Annotated in this window: 15 protein-coding genes; 6 read left to right on the top strand and 9 right to left on the bottom strand. The window is 48.6% G+C overall.

The window, feature by feature from the left end; genetic code table 11:
- Positions 1 to 177 precede the first annotated feature (177 nt).
- The 5 genes from PQG83_RS15215 to PQG83_RS15195 form a co-directional block, all read right to left on the bottom strand.
- The gene (locus PQG83_RS15215; RefSeq protein ID WP_312742783.1) at positions 178 to 1,290 is read right to left on the bottom strand and encodes a glycosyltransferase; all 1,113 of its coding nucleotides are present in this window, start codon (positions 1,288 to 1,290) and stop codon (positions 178 to 180) included.
- A gap of 5 nt (positions 1,291 to 1,295) precedes the next feature.
- Positions 1,296 to 2,264, bottom strand: coding sequence for a glycosyltransferase family 2 protein (locus tag PQG83_RS15210; RefSeq protein WP_312742780.1), 969 nt, complete (start codon positions 2,262 to 2,264; stop codon positions 1,296 to 1,298).
- Between the two features lie 116 nt (positions 2,265 to 2,380).
- Positions 2,381 to 3,523, bottom strand: a complete 1,143-nt coding sequence (locus PQG83_RS15205) for a glycosyltransferase family 4 protein (protein WP_312742777.1) — start codon at positions 3,521 to 3,523, stop codon at positions 2,381 to 2,383.
- Positions 3,524 to 4,164: 641 nt separating this feature from the next.
- Positions 4,165 to 5,322 (bottom strand): glycosyltransferase, encoded by a 1,158-nt coding sequence (locus PQG83_RS15200; protein WP_312742775.1) that lies wholly within the window; start codon positions 5,320 to 5,322, stop codon positions 4,165 to 4,167.
- 191 nt (positions 5,323 to 5,513) lie between these two features.
- The gene (locus PQG83_RS15195) at positions 5,514 to 7,019 is read right to left on the bottom strand and encodes an alkaline phosphatase family protein (protein WP_312742773.1); all 1,506 of its coding nucleotides are present in this window, start codon (positions 7,017 to 7,019) and stop codon (positions 5,514 to 5,516) included.
- Between the two features lie 1,298 nt (positions 7,020 to 8,317).
- On the opposite strand from PQG83_RS15195, the gene PQG83_RS15190 reads away from it, so the two are divergent.
- From PQG83_RS15190 to PQG83_RS15175, 4 genes are all read left to right on the top strand, one after another.
- The gene (locus tag PQG83_RS15190) at positions 8,318 to 9,046 is read left to right on the top strand and encodes an HAD family hydrolase (protein WP_312742771.1); all 729 of its coding nucleotides are present in this window, start codon (positions 8,318 to 8,320) and stop codon (positions 9,044 to 9,046) included.
- Positions 9,024 to 10,013 carry a UbiA prenyltransferase family protein gene (locus tag PQG83_RS15185; protein WP_312742769.1) on the top strand — a complete coding sequence of 330 codons (990 nt, stop codon included), beginning with the start codon at positions 9,024 to 9,026 and terminating at the stop codon, positions 10,011 to 10,013. Before PQG83_RS15190 ends, PQG83_RS15185 begins: the two co-directional genes overlap by 23 nt.
- A gap of 414 nt (positions 10,014 to 10,427) precedes the next feature.
- On the top strand, positions 10,428 to 10,574 hold the full coding sequence (locus tag PQG83_RS15180) for a hypothetical protein (protein ID WP_312742766.1): 147 nt from the start codon (positions 10,428 to 10,430) through the stop codon (positions 10,572 to 10,574).
- Positions 10,574 to 12,166 carry a hypothetical protein gene (locus tag PQG83_RS15175; RefSeq protein ID WP_312742762.1) on the top strand — a complete coding sequence of 531 codons (1,593 nt, stop codon included), beginning with the start codon at positions 10,574 to 10,576 and terminating at the stop codon, positions 12,164 to 12,166. Before PQG83_RS15180 ends, PQG83_RS15175 begins: the two co-directional genes overlap by 1 nt.
- Before the next feature lie 164 nt (positions 12,167 to 12,330).
- On the opposite strand, the gene PQG83_RS15170 is transcribed toward PQG83_RS15175, so the two are convergent.
- The 4 genes from PQG83_RS15170 to PQG83_RS15155 all read right to left on the bottom strand — a co-directional run bounded on the left by PQG83_RS15170 (position 12,331) and on the right by PQG83_RS15155 (position 17,930).
- The gene (locus PQG83_RS15170) at positions 12,331 to 13,287 is read right to left on the bottom strand and encodes a hypothetical protein (protein ID WP_312742759.1); all 957 of its coding nucleotides are present in this window, start codon (positions 13,285 to 13,287) and stop codon (positions 12,331 to 12,333) included.
- Positions 13,288 to 14,027: 740 nt separating this feature from the next.
- Positions 14,028 to 15,041, bottom strand: coding sequence for an Ig-like domain-containing protein (locus tag PQG83_RS15165; RefSeq protein ID WP_312742756.1), 1,014 nt, complete (start codon positions 15,039 to 15,041; stop codon positions 14,028 to 14,030).
- A 204-nt stretch (positions 15,042 to 15,245) separates the two neighbouring features.
- On the bottom strand, positions 15,246 to 16,235 hold the full coding sequence (locus tag PQG83_RS15160; protein WP_312742753.1) for an acyl-CoA desaturase: 990 nt from the start codon (positions 16,233 to 16,235) through the stop codon (positions 15,246 to 15,248).
- 1,098 nt (positions 16,236 to 17,333) lie between these two features.
- Complete coding sequence (locus PQG83_RS15155) at positions 17,334 to 17,930, bottom strand: TetR/AcrR family transcriptional regulator (protein WP_312742750.1); 597 nt, start codon at positions 17,928 to 17,930, stop codon at positions 17,334 to 17,336.
- A gap of 242 nt (positions 17,931 to 18,172) precedes the next feature.
- Here PQG83_RS15155 and PQG83_RS15150 point away from each other — a divergent pair, with 242 nt between their 5' ends.
- Both PQG83_RS15150 and PQG83_RS15145 read left to right on the top strand, forming a co-directional pair.
- Positions 18,173 to 18,628 carry a YHS domain-containing (seleno)protein gene (locus PQG83_RS15150; protein ID WP_312742749.1) on the top strand — a complete coding sequence of 152 codons (456 nt, stop codon included), beginning with the start codon at positions 18,173 to 18,175 and terminating at the stop codon, positions 18,626 to 18,628.
- Between the two features lie 82 nt (positions 18,629 to 18,710).
- The gene (locus PQG83_RS15145) at positions 18,711 to 19,307 is read left to right on the top strand and encodes a cytochrome P460 family protein (protein WP_312742747.1); all 597 of its coding nucleotides are present in this window, start codon (positions 18,711 to 18,713) and stop codon (positions 19,305 to 19,307) included.
- Positions 19,308 to 19,914 lie beyond the last annotated feature (607 nt).

Raw genomic sequence — 19,914 nt, 5'->3', positions numbered from 1 at the left:
TTCTGCTCTTCAAGCTTTCAGCTGCATGGGCTAAGCAGGGGAAAGAGGTCGGCAATAATCTTATAAGGGTTTGATTGTAATCTTAAGTGAGAAGATCTGTCAGGGTGTCTTGATTGGTTTGAGATTCTCCCCTCCGTGTGCGGGTACATTCGAAAAGGTTCCAATTTTAAAGGTCCTTCACCTCGGGTTGCCTCGGATTACCTCCGTGAGGAAATTTTCCAGCTTTTCCCTATAGCGGTCGGGAGAAAATTGTCGGCTTAATTCCTCAGATGGGACTTCGGCGGCCAGCAGATCAGCCTGGGAGGAACTTAAGAAGGCAACCCATTCATCAGCACTATCCATAATTGTCAGGCCAGGTCCGGATGGGCATTCGAGGCCGCGTACTGCCAGGGTGGTCGCGAGAACTGGCATTCGATTATATAGACTCTCCGCAAGCTTGATATTCACGCCGGCACCTTCGTGAATAGGACAAACCATGATATCAACCTGTTCCCATACCTCCCTTAGATTTTGGACAAAGCCATGGGAAATAACTCTGCCACGAGTGGGTATCTGGTCACTCTGTCGCCCAAAAACGTGAACCGTGATTGGGCGGCACACCTTGGGAAGTATCTTATCCATTAGCCACTTCCAACTTTGGCGATTGGGCCACCATGCGAAATCGGCAAGGAATCCAAGCCGTAGATGGCCGTTGGGCTTCGGCTGGCGGACTATAGGAGGATCGGTAAACATCGGCGGAACATGAAGAGCGCGCAGTCCTGGGACCTGGTTACAACCCCAAGCCATTTCAGCCGCCGAAAGAAATATAACCCCTCGGGAGCGACGAAACCCCTCGATCTCATAACGACGTTGCTTGATAATTTCCCGTTTGAGGACATGTGAAAGGAATGGGTAGTTGGCCAGTTTTTGAGTCAGCACCTGGTGCTCGAGATTATGCGCGATGAGCACTGTGGGGATTTCCGGCGGTAATTCCTTGATGGCCCATAACATGTCACCGCCGTTGATCAATGCCGCATCGAAATGCTGGGATCGCGCGATTTTGCGAATTCTCAGCTTAAACTCGGGTTGACGTGTAAATAATGTCAATGCTGGAAGCTCAGAAATGTAGGACCGGGCCAACGACATTATTTGGCGCGACCGATACCATGGGCCGGGGGGCGGGTGAAGAGGAGCTGCCAAATTGACCACGTGGCTACTCCCCAGGGCGGCAAGGAGTCCGCGAGTGTAGGTTCCTGCACCACCCGGGTGCGAAGCCGGATCAACCAGCGAGGCAATGAAAAGCTTGGCCATAATGGTCAGCGATATTTCGTTTTGTCTACTCGCTGGTGACGGAATGCTAACAGCATGCCATTGATTTCGAGGAAATGTATCCAAAGCGTGAGTGCCACTGCGACTGGATAGTCGGTCAGCCGCAGACCGTATTGTTGGCCGACTCGAAAACACGTCCCCAAGCTCTCAAGAACTCTACCTATGTAAAATAAAGGAATTGAACCCTGTCCGAGCCGTAGGAGCCAGCTGAATCGTAATCCAGGATCAAGCTGACGGATTCGGATAGTGGCCCAGCCGATATGGCACCGAATATCGCGTTCCATGGACCAGCCCTCGAAGTCGTGTATCACAGTCATGGCTGGCTGAAAGAGAAAACGGCCTCCGTCCCGCATGATGGCAGCAGATTGTAGTTGCGCTGCATAAGGGCCTTCATTTTCCGGGAGCGGGAACCGTTCGTAAACCTTTCTGAGAAAACCGGAGTTGTTATTGGAAATGAAACGGGTTGGGCCTTCTTTCCCTGGGTCGAGAAAGCCGCGGGATAAGACTGAAAGGCATCGTTCGGTGGCGGTTTTGCCTTCATACATGGTGCGGCCGCTCACTGCAACATATTGAGGGTGGGACTGAAATGTGGTGATCAGTGACTTGAGCCAGCCAGGAACCGGAATGCAGTCCGCATCCAAGAGAGCGATAATTTTACCCTGAGCAGCCTGAGCGCCAGCGTTCTTCTGCTCGTAAGTAGCATCTTTGGGCACTCCGATCACCTTTAGGCCAGGTAACTCGGCCAGCAAGTCGGGTGGAAGCTTTCGGGCACGCTCTTCCGTTTCGACAAGCAGAAACTCGACGGGTTCGTCCACTTTCTGTGCGGCAAGTGCTTGAAGGCAACTGCGGAGATCCGCGAGTTCTGCATGGCGATCTGTGTCATGGTCGGCCACAATCAGCACACTAACCACAGGCTCGGAATTGTGGCCAGTTCCAGAGCATTCATTATCAAGCATGTGTATACCTCCAGTTGCTTTGTTATACAAAAGATCGAATTTGAATGCTTTACCTCTTAAATCCTACCCCCAGACCAGACAATTATTACTTAATGGAATTTTTTTCGCAATTTTACCTAAGAATTTTCGGTTAAACGCATATATAGGCGAGCGTGTCGGCGGGCGCTTTCCTCTTTGGTATATCGCTTGAGAACAGTCGCTCGAGCTTCCTTTAACCTCACCAATGCTGGGGCCGGGTTACGGATCATATCGATGGCAGCTTCTGCCAAGGCGTCAGGATCGGATGGGTCGATCAAGGTACCGTATTTGCCATGGTCGAGAATTCTTGGGAATGCACCGCTACGACTTCCCAATAAGGGTACCCCGGCCACAATCGACTCTAACACCACTAAACCGAATGCCTCATTGTATGAAGGGATCACCACCAGGTCCATATGGGACATGATCTCGCAAATCTGAGTTCGGTGACCAGAGAATTCGACGTGGTCGGAGAGCCCCAATGCCAGGACTTGATTTCTGAGTTCTTGTTCCAAGCTGCCGGCACCGACGATCTGAAGGCGAGCGCCGGGTATCGCATCGATGATATTCCGCATGGCAGCGATTGCCACCTTATGCCCTTTTTCGTATTCGAGCCGTCCGATAATGCCGAGTACTGGATGGGCGGGATCGGTTAGGGCTCGGATTTCCGGCAAACTAGTGCGGCCCGCCAGAAAGCGGTTTAGATCGAAAAATTGGTCAATGATTTCGGCACGACCCCATTCGTAGGGCCGCAACTGTTCCTTTATCAAATGTTCGGCGATACAGACGTAGGCGTTCGTGCTCGTTGCCAACCAGTAGTGCACAGCACCCATTAGCGGCCGCAGAAACCATCGGGGTTTTGGTTCATCAAAATTCACCGTCATGATAATGACGGGCACGCCCGCTAATTTGGCTGCCAGGCGAGCCCAGACGTTGCAAAAGCCTGATTGTGTTTGAACAATGTCCGGTTGAATTCTGCGGAAGGTCTGATAAAAAGCTTTGATAACCTTGAGAATGCCGAGTGGTTCCGTGAGGCGGGGAATGCCAAGTCCGAGCTCATGGATGGTGCAACCGGTTGCTTGTACCGCAACGCCGATTGTAGAGGTGGTTGGCATCAAAGTCACCATCTCAAAACTGAAGCGTTCGGGATCAAGTTCCTCGGCAAGGCCCAACGGAGAGTGTTCCCCACCGGCATCGCGGTAAAAACCAAGATAGGCATACAATACTTTAATTTTTTTCATTCTAGCCGAAACTACCGGGATGTTTTGGTCTCAATTCCTAAAATAAAAGAGCATCATAAGGGTAAAAATCCACGTGAATAAATAAGATATAGTTTTTTATCGAAACAGGGAAAGGAGGATCAATGAGGGAAGTGGGAGGGACCAATCTCTGAGCCGATAGATCAGAATCACCTATGAGTATGGATTTGTATCAAGAGGTAGCGTGACCGTTTAGAAATCAACTCATGTTCCATATTTTTAAAAGAAATCTTCAGAAGAAACCAGGATTGGGGTCGATCTCGTTACATAAGCATTTCCCAGACCTTCCTCCCTGAGGAGTGTGTTGTGCACCTCCGGCATGAGCCTCTTTACGCTCAGGGCTGAGTTGCGGGTCTCGTCCATTACTCTCTTTCCCCCAGCAATAGAGATGACATACGTTAACATAGAACTTTCGTGAAACCCGGTTGGTCTAATTCCAGTCGTTCTCCATCCCAAGGTCCGTGTGCCATTCAAAATAACTCGAATAACTGACTTGAAAAGGCCAGAGGCCAGCACGTTCAAGGCCTTTTATCTGGATAATGCATTACTGCAGAAAATGGTGACGGGTGCCATCATTTTACCGTTGGTCTGCAATAGGGCCAACCACTTGAGCCAGGAAATGATTATTTACTAGAAGTGTCTTTAATTTTCCCCTCAAAATTTTCAGCTAAACGCAGATACAGACGAGCGTAACGCCTGGCACTTTCCTCTTTGGTAAATCGCTTGAGCACAGTCGCTCGAGCTTCCTTCAACCTCACCAATGCTGGGGCCGGGTTAGCGATAATCTTGAGGGCCGCCTCTGATAACACGTCAGGATCGGCGGGGGGCACCAACTCCCCGTATTTCCCGTTGTCAAGAATTCGGGGGAATGCACCGCTGCGGCTCCCCAATAACGGTACCCCGGCGGCAATCGACTCCAACGCGACCCTAGCAAACGCTTCGTTGTATGAAGGGATCAATAACAGGTCCAGAGTGGACATGATCTCACAAATCTGAGTCTGGTGACCGGTAAACTCGACGTGTTCCATGAGTCGCAGTGCCACAACTTGATCCCTGAGTTCTCGTTCCAAGCTGCCCGCACCGATGATCTTGAGTTGAGCGCCGGGTATCGCATCGACGATTTTCCGCATGGCCGTGATCGCCACCCTATGCCCCTTATCGTATTCGAGCCTTGCGACAATGCCGAGTACTGGATGCGCGGGATCGGTTAGCGCCCGGATTTCCGGCAAATCGGTGCGGCCCGCAAGAAAACGATGCAGGTCGAAAAAGCCATCGATGATTTCAGCACGATCCCATTCGTAGGGCTGTAACTGTTCCTTCACCAAATGCTCAGCGACACAGACGTAGGCGGTGGTGCTCCTCGACAACCAGTGATGCATGGCCCGCATAACCGGCCGCAGAAACCATCGCGGTTTTGGCTCCCCACCAAAATTCAAAGTCGCGATGATGACGGGAACATGCGCCAATTTGGCCGCCAAACGGGCCCACACGTTGCAAAACCCCGATTGCGTCTGAACAATGTCGGGTCTGAGCCGGCGAAAGGTCTGATACAAGGCTTTGATAACCTTGATGATGCCGATCGGGTCTGTGAGACGGGGAATGCCAAGTCCGAGCTCGTGAATGGTGCAACCGGTTGCCTGCATCGCAGCGCCGATTGTGGAGGTGGTCGGCATCAGGGTCACCATCTCGAAACTGAAGCGCTTCCGATCAAGTTCCTCGGCAAGGCCCAGGGGAGTTTGTTCCGCTCCGGCATCCCGGTAAAAACCAAGATAGACAAACAATATCTTTATTCTTTTCATAAGAACAGGACAGGATACCCCTCAGCTTGCTGAGGGAAGAAATGCGGAAATGTGATGGGATAATACAAATGAAAGATGCCCACTAGCTTGCTGGGTGGAGATTCACTCTAGGAAACTGTTTTTACTTTGGGTTGAGCTGGGTGATTCGGTTGGATCTCCATCACTCCATGTTCTCATCGATATGCGAGAAGTGACTGGCCGGGAAGGTCCTTGTGGGGCACGTCCGCTGCTGCACAGACCGTCGCACTCAGATCAACCAGATGTGGGTTTCGGCCATTGATTGCGTGATACGTTCCCGATCGTGGGACGATGATTGCGCCGGCGCCTGGTATGTGGTTTCCCGACCGTCCTGATCCCGCACCTCCGCGCAAAATTGTGCCGTACACCGGGGAAGCCACGCCACGCAGGTTAGTAGATGGTTCACCAGTCCATCGGATAACCAGATCGGGAAGCCTATCTAGTTTCTGCCCCGGAGGTAAATGGTCTCCGGGTCGTTCAATGCCTGCGATGCACTCTTTCCCATCGATGTCGCTAAAGGTTCGGAGGCCCTTGGCGATCTCGTCGCAGAGCACTTTTGCTTCGGATTCGGTGACAATCCCATTCCGCTCACGCCCGCGGATGTTGAGCCGAACCAATCCAGGGCCATCTGAAGGTAGCGAAAAGGCCCGTACCGCTTTCCAGTCTTTCCCGATCGTCCCCAATCGAGCTGTGAGTTGGAGCGAAAGTGAATCCGGTAAGGCATCTGCAACTTTAGATCGAAGCGAGGTGGGGACAATCGCACGCAGTTTCGTCAAAATATCATTTCCTGATGATGTGCAGACCGCGGAGGGAGGGGTCAGAATCCGGTCCAACATTTCGGGAAAAAGATCGGACCGACATGTTTCCGGACCCATTCCCTTAGCCCAGAACACAAGAAGATCTGCATTGTCTGGCAGAATTTTTATGATTCGACCGAGTGCTGCGTCGGCTGCCAGATATACGTCAATTAAGGATTCCTTCAGCAGAGCCGATCCTGTTGGTGAGTGCCCGATGACGTCGACGGACGCTGGATCCCAAAGCTGATGACCCGCAAGGTGGATCGCAGCCATGTGCAACCAGAGGACATCGGGAGCCCTCTCTTCCATCAATCGTTCAACCACGCTTGCTAGGCGGCTAGGCGCCTGCAGGAGAATTTTCCGCAGGTGGAGGAGATGGTGCTGCGATGGTTGACCAAAGGTCTCCTCACCTCTAGGCGTCTTGCCAAGATGTTTTAAGAGTTCCTTGCCCAAGCTCGGAGGACGCGCCCACTTAGCCAAGTGGACGCGAGATCGAAACTGACATCCACTCACCACAGTACCATTGGTCAGATCTTGTATGGGATGTTCGGGTGGATCGATGGCAAGGACTCGTTTGCCTGCTCGGTCCAGGCGTTGAAAAAGAGTCTCATCTGATAGGAGTTCGTGAGACAGTCGAAGCCTTTGCTCGGGAGCAGACCAGGTAAACAGGGAATAAATGCCGTGCTCTGACAGATGCTGACCTGTATAGAGGGTGGCGTAAACTGCTCCATCGAGAAATGGGGGGTCGAGGCTGACGACCTCGCCTTCTCGTTGAAGAGCCGCGAGATTTGGCATTCGGTTGTCAGCGATTAACTGATGGATGAGGGGCAGCGCTGGGGCCTCTAAAGAGATAGCCGCAATCATGTTTTGCATTCTATGACAGAACAGATCAGACAGATGTAACCCTGGCTCTGGCACATGCGGGTACTCCCTCGAAAGAGAACAGGGGGGGAAATGTCCAGGAATTTCGGTGCCTCAAAAATCATTGGTTGTTCTGGAGATGAAACTTGTAGGATTTAACCGCTTTTACTTTCCTTCAAATTTTAAAGATGCCAGGTTTGAAGCAGTAAAATCAATCTATGGTGTTATCGATTTACACCTTGCAATAGACCAATTGAATCCCGAGTATTTTCTACAAGGTTAACTTGGTTTGCCCGTGTGGCCAAAAAATCTAGGCCATGCTAAGAAGATCTTCAATGAACTCTTGCCCAGGGTTATTATATTAAAGGTGTTGACGGCTATGTATTTGGAGTGTTATTTGCATTCCTTCAGAAACAAGTGTAAGTGTAGCGGGGATAGAGCTTGTGTACGATATTTAGCCAGACGAACATCCCCGAATTGCCATCCTTCCATATAATAGTTGTGAGTTGAACTCTGGAAAATTCATCATCGCTATGATCGACCCATTGATACATTTATGCTTCATGACACCCAATCGAGTTGCCCACTCAGCCGCTAGAATAAGGAACCATAATCTAACTTCCCTCTTTCTAAGAATGATCGGTTGCAGCATGGATTACGAGGAATCATGTATAAAATATCCGAATAACCCTCGTTATTCCCCAAAAAAATGCAAAGACTATGGTTTTTATAAGCCTTTCGGCTCATTATAGGAGGAGAGAAAAAAGGCAAAAACGCTGACAACCATCTAAAACCCCATAGGGATCCAATGGAGATCAAACTTCTTACCCCACCGGCAGTTGCTCAAAAGCGGTCTCCCATTAATTAGGGGACGATGGCTTTGTAGGGCAGAATTGTCCCGACTATCACCATCACCATTTACCCTACCGACGTCAGAAAACAGCGTGTTTCACAGGATGAGCCAACCGAGGACATGAGGTCTCGCTTAAATTTCTCAACCTTGGCTTAATGGGACCTACGCGTAATCTGAACGGCCGCTATCGGTTACGGTCCCCCCAGTGGTTCGTTTTTTTAACTTTTTTTTTACAGACAGTGATTCTTGCTTCCGATTAGATTCAATACGGAACAACTCTTGCTTGTATGCCTCAAGGAACTCTTTAGGCCACAAGAATGGTTTTTTTGAACAATCATCCCTTAACTTGATGAATATAAGTATTTACCCACTATATAGCGTTTTTACGAGCTTCTGAGGGTCAATTTTTCAATAACCATTTTTCTGATTATGGAGAGTAGACTGTTTCGTGAAGCTGGTTCATCCGATTCGTGCTGTTTTGCTCGATATTGACGGAACTCTCTATCACCAGCAGTCTCTACGGGGTTTGATGGCCTTTGAGTTATCTACCGTTCCGTTTGTATTAGGTTCTATTCCTAAGGCTTTGCGTGTCTGGCGAATTTTGAAATGTTTTCGGGAAGGACGTGAAGCGTTACGAACCATGAAAGATCCGAGTACCCCCTTGGTGAATTTGCAATATTCTTTTGTTGCCGAACGAGTCGGTGTGACCCCCAGTGAAGTGGAAATAGTGGTGAGGGAATGGATGTTCCGTCGCCCTTTGAAATATCTTAGGATTTGTCGGCGTCGTGCCATGAAAGAATTTTTTCAATTAGCGGCTGATAGGGGCCTGCGTACGGGAGTCTTTTCTGATTACCCTGTAAGAGAAAAATTGCAAGGGCTAGGGATTCATGCTCCGTTAACGGTGGAACTATGCGCCACGGATCCTGAAATTAACGCGTTTAAACCTAACCCCAAAGGGTTTCTCTATGCGTGTCACCTCTGGAATCTTGATCCCCCGGAGGTGTTGTATGTCGGTGATCGGTATGACGTCGATGCGTGTGGTGCCAAAGCTGCCGGAATGCCTTACGTCATATTTTCCCGCAGAGTGCCTCGTGAGTTGGACGCGAGTGCAAAAACAGAATATCGTTCGATTACTAATTTCAGAGGTCTTTGCGATGTTATCCACTCAACCATCTAACTTTTTTCGGGTACTCTGGCCTTATGTCCAGATCGCTAGGATCGACCACTGGTTTAAAAATGTCTTTATGATTCTGGGCATCGTGCTGGCCTTGTTTTATGAACCGGAACTCTTTGTCTGGGATAGTCTTCTCCCTTTGCTTCTGGCTGTTGTAGCTACCTGTTTAATTGCCTCAAGCAATTATGTGGTAAACGAGCTTCTTGATGCGCCCTATGACCGTCTCCACCCAGTGAAAAAGGACCGTCCCGTACCTTCCGGGAAGGTCAAAGCTAATTGGGCCTGGGTGGAGTGGTTTTTATTGGGGACTTCAGGGATCGTACTTGCATTTTCCCTTAACGCATATTTTGGAACCACAGCCCTCATTTTTTTGGGGAGCGGCCTCATTTACAATATTCCGCCGATACGGACGAAAGAACTACCTTATTTAGATGTACTTTCTGAGGCGCTGAATAATCCGATTCGGTTGTTGCTTGGGTGGTTTGCACTTGTAACCAATAGCATCCCCCCACTTTCCCTGGTGTTGGCATACTGGATGGTCGGCGCATTTTTCATGGCTACTAAGCGATTTGCCGAGTATCGACGTATCGGTGATCCGATACGTGCACGTGGGTATCGTAAGTCGTTCGGATATTACACAGAAAACCGTCTATTGCTCAGTATGTTTTTCTATGCGATGGCCTGTTCCTTTGTGTCTGGAATATTTCTTGTCCGATATCATATGGAGTTAATTCTTTTTGTCCCTATAGGTGCCGGGTTTTTGACGTATTATCTTAAAGTTGGTTTGCTGGAGGATAGTCCCGTTCAAAATCCCGAAAAATTATACAAGGAAGGTGGGTTTGTTCTTTATGTTGGATTGAGCACGATGCTCTTTCTCCTGCTTATGTTTTCTGAGATCCCTTTTTTGTATGAGTTGTTTAATGTTAATCCGGCCCTCATTCCACCTCTTTGGACTATTGGTGAAAAGTAAATCACCCCTATCTGACTAAAAAACTGAGTCAAGGATATCTGAGGCGTTAGTTTTTGTATGTGCTTTCGTGAGGCCATGTACCAGAAGCCACCAAACATTCCTTCAGTCTTATGCAGGATTTCCGAAGAAATAATAAAAACTTCATGACCCGCGTGACCCTGCCTTGCGTTTGGGGACATTGAAACCGTTAAAGCGTGAAATGCCTCCCCGAGAAAAGTATGCTGGCATGCATGGGGTGATCTTTTCACTATGCGGAATCTTGCCGACCGCTGGGAGGACTCTGTCCCCAATACCTGACGAAATTGTGAAGGGTTTTGAATGTTGAGATTCAAGCATGAGGAAATCACGACCTTTGAACATTAGGACTTTTCGGGATGGATCTCGCGGCGTTGGGAAGGAGCCGGAGTGCTGGTTATGAATGAGTGTGACGGGGAAATAAAAATGATGAGATTACAAAATGCGAAATTACGAACCTTATTATTTGAAGTAAAAATTGGAGGAAGGGCTCGTTTGGGAGCTGGTTGTTTGCCAGGGAATCTTACTGGAAATGGTTATGTCTAATGGGTGAGATGAGTCGGCGGGACATCTCCATGGTCAGTTTCGGCTTCTTTGTTCTTCAGATTGGGTTGCTGATTTGGGCTGGTTGGGTCAATCAGGATTGGATTAGTACCGATGGGATTTCCTATATCAGAATTGCCCAATATTATGCATCTGGACAGTTCGATTTAGCGGTTTCCGGTTATTGGGGGCCCATGTTGAGTTGGATCATGGTCCCGTTGCTTGGTTTTGTGGAAGAACCGTTATCCGCTGCGCAGATGGCCATGGCACTAACGGCGATCGTGTACCTTGCGGGCTGTATGGCGATCTTCCGGATTTTGGGGATCGGGTCCTCCGCGGTCTTTGTGGCTCTCGGGATCGTTGCCTTTTTTAGTGTCCACTGGGCGGTTCTAGGCATCACTCCCGACCTCCTGATGAGTGGAATGCTTTGTCTAGCCATAAGCCGAACTTTGCATCATGATTGGTGCGATAAGCCCTCCGTCCAATTTTCTGCCGGGCTATTATTCGGAGCTGCGTATTTAGCGAAAGCGCCTGGGTTGCCATTTGCATTTATTCTGATTGTGGCGGTAGGGGTGTTATGGACCGTTTGTCAGCAGACCAGCCCGATACGGGCTCTACGTAGCGCCGCGATTACCTTTCTCGGGTTAATTCTTATTGCCGGGCCTTGGATTTTGGTACTGTCCCTCAAATATGAAAGACCGACGTTTTCGACAAGTGCAGGAATTAGTCATGCCGTTATGGGGCCGCCTGGTGTTGGACGAGGACATCCCACTTTTTCTGACTTTCTTATTCCGGAACAGGGCCGAGTTTCGTCCTGGGAGGATCCCATATCGAAAAAGTATTCACACTGGTCCCCGATTGAAAGTATAGAGAATTTTCGTCATCAATTGCGGATCGTCCATAGTAATGTGATGAAAACTATACGTCTGCTGAAGGACTTTGATTGGCTTGGCATTGGTCTGGTTTCGGTCATATTCGGATTTTTGTTTCATGCTCCATGGAGACAGAATATACGGTCGGATCGCTGGCGATGGTCAGCGATACTCATTGGGTGTCTTGTGGTGATTTTTTTGCCGGGTTATGCAGGAGAAAAGCGATATTATTATTCAGTCTACCCGTTTCTCCTTGGCACGAGTTTAGGCTATGTGGGGCACCTGGCCAAGAGTTGGTCCGGTCAGGCGAAAATTCTTCATTTCATGGCATTGGCCCTTGTTTCAATATCTTTTCTCTTTCCCCTTGCCAACCAAACTTTTTTCCCCGAGAGACCCAGTTACCAGGCAGCCAAAATCCTGAAAGAAAAATTGAACGCCCTCCATATCAGCGGCCCAATTGCTTCGACGAGCGGGTTGGAAAATATCGATTCCTATACCGCCTTTCTGATGCAAGTGCCCTGGCATGGAAGGTCGGAAAGGTCTCAAACTGTCGAAGAGGTGGAATCGTCTCTTGCCAAAATCATCATCGTTGATCGAGGAACTTTGGCGGATAAAAATCTTCAGAACGATACGAGTTTCATCAGCCTGGATGAAAAAATGTTCGATTCCCTCGGGAAGGATCACGATCCTGGAATAAAAGTCTACATCAACACAAAAATATAATTTTGCAATTGAGTCGTTGTTCTGCGTCCCATTTAACAATGTTGGCGTTTCAGAATCTTCAGACAATGGGACAAACCATTGGTCCTTCCAATGAGAGAGCGAGTTTTTCTGCTAATTTTTTGGCGCTCTGCATCCCATTATCATGCGTAGCTCGAGGAGCCTGATTAGTCTGGTGACTCTAATCTGAATGGTGGGTATATAATGACGGACAGAGCGTTGTGATCGCTAAGGATGCCTTTGAAAGGGAGGGATTGGGAGTGGTTTGTGCGGATTCCTCTGACGGCAATCAAATCCGGCCCGCTTTGGTGCACAAGGGTTAGCCTATTCGACTTAAGAAATTCTTCCAAAATTTCTACATCGCGTTCCTCTTGGTCTGGTCGAAGATTCGCATCCATTCCGACAAACAACGGTGCATCAGGAGAAATGAAATGCCTAATGCTTGCAGTAAGCTGTCTAAACTGTAGAGCTCTGGCCCTAATGCTGGCTTCTCCGCGACCGGCGTCCATGTGACTATTCAATACCCAAAACGTTGGGAATTGAACAAGCTGAAAACCCTTCGAAAAGAAATCATCGGCTTTATTCAGATCGGTATTCCAGCCTGCAAAGGCCTCATAGGGTTCTGAATAGACAGACTGAGGGTGTTCACGAGCGAGCATCAGGAGTCCGGGGCTCAAACAAATGTGGCATATGGCTCGAAGAGGCCACCAGTCGCCACCCCCGCCTTCGCTGAACAATGGGTGATTTGACCAGGCATGTTTGGTGTATTGGGCGAGTTGTGCCGGCCGGACAAAGGCTTCTTGAAACAGCACAAGATCGAACTTGGAGGCTAGATCCCCAATGCATGCGATCTCTTCTTCCGTATGGGCCTCACTCGAGAAGAATGAGTCGGAAAGAAGGCGGTCATGAATATTAAATACCAAGACCGGAAGACCATGGCTCCCAGTTGAATCAGGAAGATCGATTTCGGAGAGACCCGCTTGCTGTTGCCAATCCAGGCGACACGGTTGGGTTAATGTAGGTTTCGTTTCAAACTTTCCCAGGCACGCACTCACCATGGTGAGGGCCATCAGGAGCAATACAACCAAAACACCCTCCAACCAGCTTGCTTTAAATATGAGCATGGGCAAACTCCCTCGTATTCAAATGGCAGTCAGTTCCCCTACCTTTGTGATTCGATTCTCGCCATATACACGTATTTGCTATGCATCCCATATGCTCTTGTGGAGGTCTATGCGAGGACTCAAGGTTTCTGCACTCCGTATTTCCCTTAATCGACCACCTTGCTCCTGCGATGAAACCGTAAAACATTAGCGGAACCAGGATGGATGTTCACGTTCGGTTCGCCTTATCGTTTATAGGGTAAAATTGTTTAACCTATGGCGAATGGCATTTAGTCTGCTTCCGATTTTTTGTTTCTTTTGATGATGATCCAAGGCGACTACGAGGTATACGTGTTCCTGGGCCTATCTTCTATGTGGGATGTAAAGCTCAATATTTTTTGACCTTTGTCATCGATGGGCATTTTTTCACGGTTTCTTAAGAGATTATTGCTCCGACATTTGAGCGGCTCTCCTGCTTTTTTGATAATTGGAAACCAAAACTGCATGATTCCTATGTTGTCCGCATATGCCAGATGAACCTGGGAATCTGTTCCAAGTGAGCTTGGTACTGCAGTTTAAAAAAATCATCACTGGCTCGATCCCCTCCCGCCTGTAGTAACTTCGACCAGAAAAGGAGATTTTGGCGGAATTGGGAAGTTGGGTAAGATCGCACCACTATTGAGTGGATTCAGGGGTAATAAGGGAAAGGAGTGATTACGTTTGGCTTCTGACTCGCTGCACGTTTCATGAGGTGCCTCCCGCTAGGGCGTAATCATGACGTCGACAAAGGCAGGTTGACTGTCGGCACCTTTAATGTCCGTAACTCTGAGGGTGAAGCGGAAAAAACGTTCTTCGACTACAAACGGGGCCAAAAATTTGGCTTGTGCGGAATACGGGTCAAGCAAAGGGACTTTACTTCCTCGTACTTGTTCCCAGTGGTACTGGAGGGAGCCGCCGTCGGGATCATAACTCCTTAAGCCATTCAAGGTGACTCGTGTTCCCGAAAGGACCGTTTGCGTTTTGCCGGGATCCGAAACCGGTGGCTGATTCGGTTCATCGTTAACCTCAACCAGAATACCGAGGGTGGCCTCTTGATTGCGATTTTTTACGGTGAGCGCGGTTTCCCCATTACCTACCAGCCGGACCACCCCATTTGGGTTGACCGAAATGATGTTTTCGTCAGCAGACTGATAGGTGGTTCCTGTGCTTTGTGCACGAAGGGAACGGGAGATTCCATCTGAGAATCGCCCAATCACTGGTAATTCAAACGTTTTTCCGAGAAAGTCTATTTGGTCATATACACGAGTTCCGCTGGCTCGTCCCAATTTCAGGGGCTTGTCCGTTTGAAAGTCAATTTCCAGGAGTTCAGCGTCCGGCACGATTTGAATCAGGATTTCATCGAAGATGGCTAAAGATTCATGTTGGGATTGTCTTCCACCCTGTTCGGCCACAGCCAGAAGCCGATAGGCGCCCATCATTTCCTTGGGTATCAGAATCTTTCCGCCAAAGGGAGGATTATTTTTTGCCGTGGCGACAAGAGCTAATTTTTCTTCGACAAATTCTCGCAGCATATCGTCAAATTCACCATACCAGTAGTAGTTCACCTTGGTGACTCCGGGGAGACCCTCTAAATCCAAGGCGACCGAAATATGGTCACCTGACTGGTGAACTGTGAATTCTTTCGGTTCAAGTATGGAAAAGGGCCAGGACGTTTGATATCCAAGCAGAAGGGTGAGAGCGGTTACGAAGACTATCGTCATCCGAGCGCGAAACATATTCGTACCTCACAGGGCGTCAGCAGCCATTAGCCTTATCATACATCACCCTTCCAAGTGGGTGCATCCCTCATGATCATGACGAGTTCTTGGCTTGTGAAATGTGGGAGAGTGTGAAAGGGAAGGCCTGGAGGGGTAAATTTAAAAAGGCCTGAGTGAATGGCCGGACACCGTAAGTGTTCATCCCCGGGACCAATGGTATATCTACATCGCCATCTTCTCGGCTGAATCAGTTTCCTCGTCCTCCTGATCAAGACTTGAGTGATTCAGTACCCATGCGGGGACGGGTCGAATATCCCAAATGATCCCGAAAAGTTGCAGTCCTTCCAGCAGGTAATAGGTGACATCGATTTCCCACCATCGAAATCCTTGTCGGGCGGAGCTGCAATATTGATGATGATTATTGTGCCATCCTTCGCCTAGGGTAATGATGGCCAGAAGGAAGTTGTTCCGGCTATGGTCCGATGTTGGATAGCGTCGGCTACCGAAAAGATGGGAAAGTGAGTTGATGGTGAAGGTTCCGTGCCAGAGGACAACGGTCGATATCACGAAACCCCACACCAGCATTTGCCATCCACTTGTTCCCAAATCCGGATAGGCACTGCCCAGCCATTTCCCCAAGAGAAACAGGAGGACTGCCAGCCCGATTGGCACAAGGGTGTCGAAACGATTCAGAAATCGTAATTCCGGATATCGCGCAAAATCTTTGATGCGGTTCCACTTTGTTGCAAGTTGGTCATGGGTTAAAAACCAACCTACATGGCTCCACCAGAGCCCGCGGATAACAGGAGAATGGACATCTGCCGGTTTGTCGGAATAGGCGTGATGGTGGCGATGATTAGCGGCCCACCATAAAGGACCTCGTTGGGCCGCGCTGGCCCCAAGGCAGGCAAACAGGAACTGCATCACTCGTGAGGTGCGAAAGGTTCGGTGGGAGAAGTAGCGGTGATAAAAGCCGGTAATGGCGAACATTCGTACAATATATAAGGAAACCGCAACCCCGACCGCGATAGGACTCCAGCCCACCCAAAAAACTGCCAGGACGGCAACATGTAGGGCTAAAAATGGGATCGTGCGAGCCAGGTCTATCTCGCGACCATTTTTATGGGAAGCCAGCGCTGTCGCTTCTTGGGTATCAAACAGGGATTTTAACAGTTTCCATGGGCCCAATATGATCCGCTGGATTTCTGGCATCCTTAATGCTCCTCTCTCATGTGTAGGGGATTTCGAGATATCTATAGCTTACGATTCACAAAACTTCATCGAGGTCTTTTTGTAAAGCGGAGATCCTCAACTTTTTAAAATAAAGAGGGAATATACAAACTCTACAAAGTAAACCAGAAGGAGACCTTCTGGCAAATACAATTTTACCTGGTGTATGGCCTTTGGTATATGATTGGGAGGTTGGATATCTAATAGAACCCGTTAAAAAAGGCCGACTCGAGTGTCCATCATGATGATATTGAAGGTGATAAATGATCATATGCCTTACAAAAACTTTCTTCAAAACTAAAATCCCATCATTTCTCCTGATTGGGTGTGGAAGGGAATCAGTTTCGGGGCTTGGCATATTGTTATGGAGTTGGAAAGCAACCTGGGTTTGGTTGATAGATCAACGCTCCGATGCATTGGTTCGATCCTGGTAAGTTCCTCGAAACAATGGAATGAACGCCAGAGAATGACTATTCAATTCGAGAAACGCATTAATATGTATGTTGGAGGGTGGAGGGCAAACCCGCGAAAGATGCCAACGCTGTTATTAGCACCTACTGAGTACTATGTATGGGGATGACCTAACAAAAACACCCAGAGTTTACCAAATTTATCCCGTGACATTACCACGGGGCAGCTATGGAAATTTTCATTTATTATCTCTGCTTGAATGTAACCTGGACCTTCTCTCATACCAGAAGGTCCTGGAGGCTGGGTGATGAGGCCTAAATGCAATCAATATAGGTCGCTCATCGTGTATGGGATTTCGCTGAACACAAGATGCCCATTCCTGTGTTTCTATTGTATGGGAACATCTGAAAAGCCAATAGAACCAGGATGGCCTCCCCCTGAAACCCTCTCGCCACATTCAGCCGCCCTCTGAATATTATGCAAGTGGGCAGGAAAAAATCTTAGCTCCTCCTGTTAGCCTCCCCGGATTTTAAGGCTCATGCCTTCTGATATATGGTGCCTCGTAGCGATGCACAACGACCAAGGGTCGAATATGTCAGAAATCAGCTTTGCCGAGTGACAATCATCAAATCAATTAGGAGTTCCGATCATCCACCTGGAAATATGATTTCATGTTTGGGGTGTTTCACGTGGTCTCTGTTTTTCGATCAGCGCTGCTGCTATCCGTTTGGCAATTTTGGCTGCATCAGGTTTTTGCGACACTTGGGCGGTCACGATTGCGCCTTCCAATAAGAGCGAGAGTTCTTCGGCTAAATGCTGAGGATTCCGCACTCCCATCTGAATACAGAGCTTGAGAATAAACTCCGTCATCATCCGCTTGAAATCCCTGCAGACGTAACGCAGTGAAGTGTCGGGGGTGGAATGCTCACCAACGGCATTGATGAACAGACATCCATAAAAACTCTGTTGCGAGAACCAGGTTTCGGCCACATCGAAAATGGCCAGCAGGCGAGTTTTGGGAGTGCGCGCCTTGGTCTCCACTTGCCGCATGAACGAATTTCTAAACTGTCCGTCATAGTGTCGCAATGCCGCGAGGACCAATTCCTCCTTTGAGCGGAAGTGGGCATACAAGGTTTTTTTTGTCACCCCGGAATGTTCAACAATGGTATCGATCCCTGTGGCGTGAATCCCGTTTTGCGCAAATAAGGTCACGGCTGTCTGGATGAGTTGCTCCCGCTTTGAGGGTCGAGGGCTTTCTACCGTCATTTCACTAGACCTTCCGGTCTACCAATATTTTTGAAATTTTTGTGGATACACAAATATCTCTGAAAGAGACTTATCAGGCTTTTTTGTATTCCAGTACATGAATGGTTTCTGAAATGTGAACGCGACTGAAAAAGAAGTGTAACGAAACAAGAACTCAGCTGACTAGGCTCCATAAAGGATACAGATCGGTATACTTGGATTTATTAACCATTCTATCTTTAAAAAGGAGATCCATCATGAAAATGATGAAGACAATTTTAAGTTCCCTGTTCGTCATGTTCGTGGCCACCGCGGGTACACCCGCTTTCGCGGGGGATGTTACCAATAGCACTCCAGGAATCAGCGGTTATGATCCGGTTGCGTACTTTACGGATGGTAAACCGATGAGGGGCTCCGGTTACCACGTAGTCGAGCACAAGGGAGTGACCTATGCCTTTGCTTCTAAAGAGCATAAAGAAATGTTCGAGGCCGACCCCGGGAAGTATGTGCCAGCCTATGGTGGATATTGTGCCTATGGTGTGGCGGTCGGGAAGAAATTCGTGTCCGATCCTGAAGCGTGGAAGATCGTTCAGGGCAAACTGTATTTGAATCTGGATCGGGATATCCAAAACAAATGGGCCAAGGAAATTCCGGTCTATCTCAAAAAATCCGAGGCCAATTGGAAAGAAATCAAAGATAAAGCGCCGTCGGATTTATAAAGAAACTAGGCCGAGGTCCGTCACGGTTTTTGGGACGGACCTCAGCCGTTTTTTAGTTACTAATTTTTGTAAGGAGAATTCTATGAAACAGTTTATCACCGTAGGAACGGTCCTTTTTCTGGGATTGGGAAGTTTGGCAGGATGGGCGATGACGAAAGAAGAAAAATATTTTGCCCCTAATGTTCACCCCAAAACTGGGGCCATCAATGTTCCTGAAAATTACCGGGAATGGCCCACGCTTGGGACCTGGGCCCACGCCAAGGTTGAAGGTGCGCCCGGTCTGCAGGAATACCACGTCGTGTATACCCAGCCGGATACAATCAGGTATTACAAAGAGAAAAACCGGTTTCCCGACGGAGCGGTGTTGGTGAAAGAACTCCTACACGCCGACACCATGTCGATGACCACCGGGCCGGCAGTCGGTCACGCGACCACCATCAAAGGCTGGTTTGTGTTGGTCAGGGATACGAACGGGCGGTTTAAAGAATCCAGCCTATGGGGTGATGGTTGGGGTTGGTCCTTCTTTAATTCGGACGATCCTCAACATACGGTGTCTAAGGATTACAAAATAGATTGTCTTCCGTGTCACACCCCGGCCAGAGAGTTGGCCCAGAAAAATGCGGTTGAGGCGGATAAATGGATTTACTCGTTTGGTTACCCTGTGCTTCAAAAGAAATGACAGAGCAACCTAAAATGAACATCCCATCCATCCGTACTGTTCCATAAAAAAGTTCACTCGCCTGACATTTTTCCTTTCGTCAAGGGTTATTATTTGACTTTGGCTATTGGAAGAACCGTATTCCGGTTCGGAAGCCGAGGTTTCGTTTCATTGGGCCAAGGGACGTAAAGCCATTTCCATCCAAAATTACATATTGAATCGTTCTGACGCATACCGTGGAGGAGTGGACCAACCCCTCTGGCTCAACTAGGATCCTTTTGGGTATGAACGTCAGCCCGGTTAGCGCATTCATATGTGGTGGTCATATGATCACCTGAGTCGTAGATCAAGCCTGTAGTGATGGTTTTCATTTCATCCTACCTTGTTTTACCCACCTTCTTTAGGCCCGTTTGCGTGACCATGTCCGGGTCTTCTATGTTCGTGGACGGAAAAGGGGATTAACTGGTGGGTCAAGACAGGATTTAATCTTTTAAAGCCTCCTTTTTCATGAGCCGATTTTTTGGTGTCATTGACACATTACGGCTCCTTTGCTACTTATCGGCTTGGTCCCCCAAGGCCTATACATTTCCTATTCCCAGTGAGTACGACACTTTACCTTTCGCCGAAA

The sequence above is a fragment of the Candidatus Nitrospira neomarina genome (assembly GCF_032051675.1).
In the GTDB taxonomy this organism is placed as follows: domain Bacteria; phylum Nitrospirota; class Nitrospiria; order Nitrospirales; family UBA8639; genus Nitrospira_E; species Nitrospira_E neomarina.
This window is presented reverse-complemented; position numbering and strand designations above follow the sequence as displayed.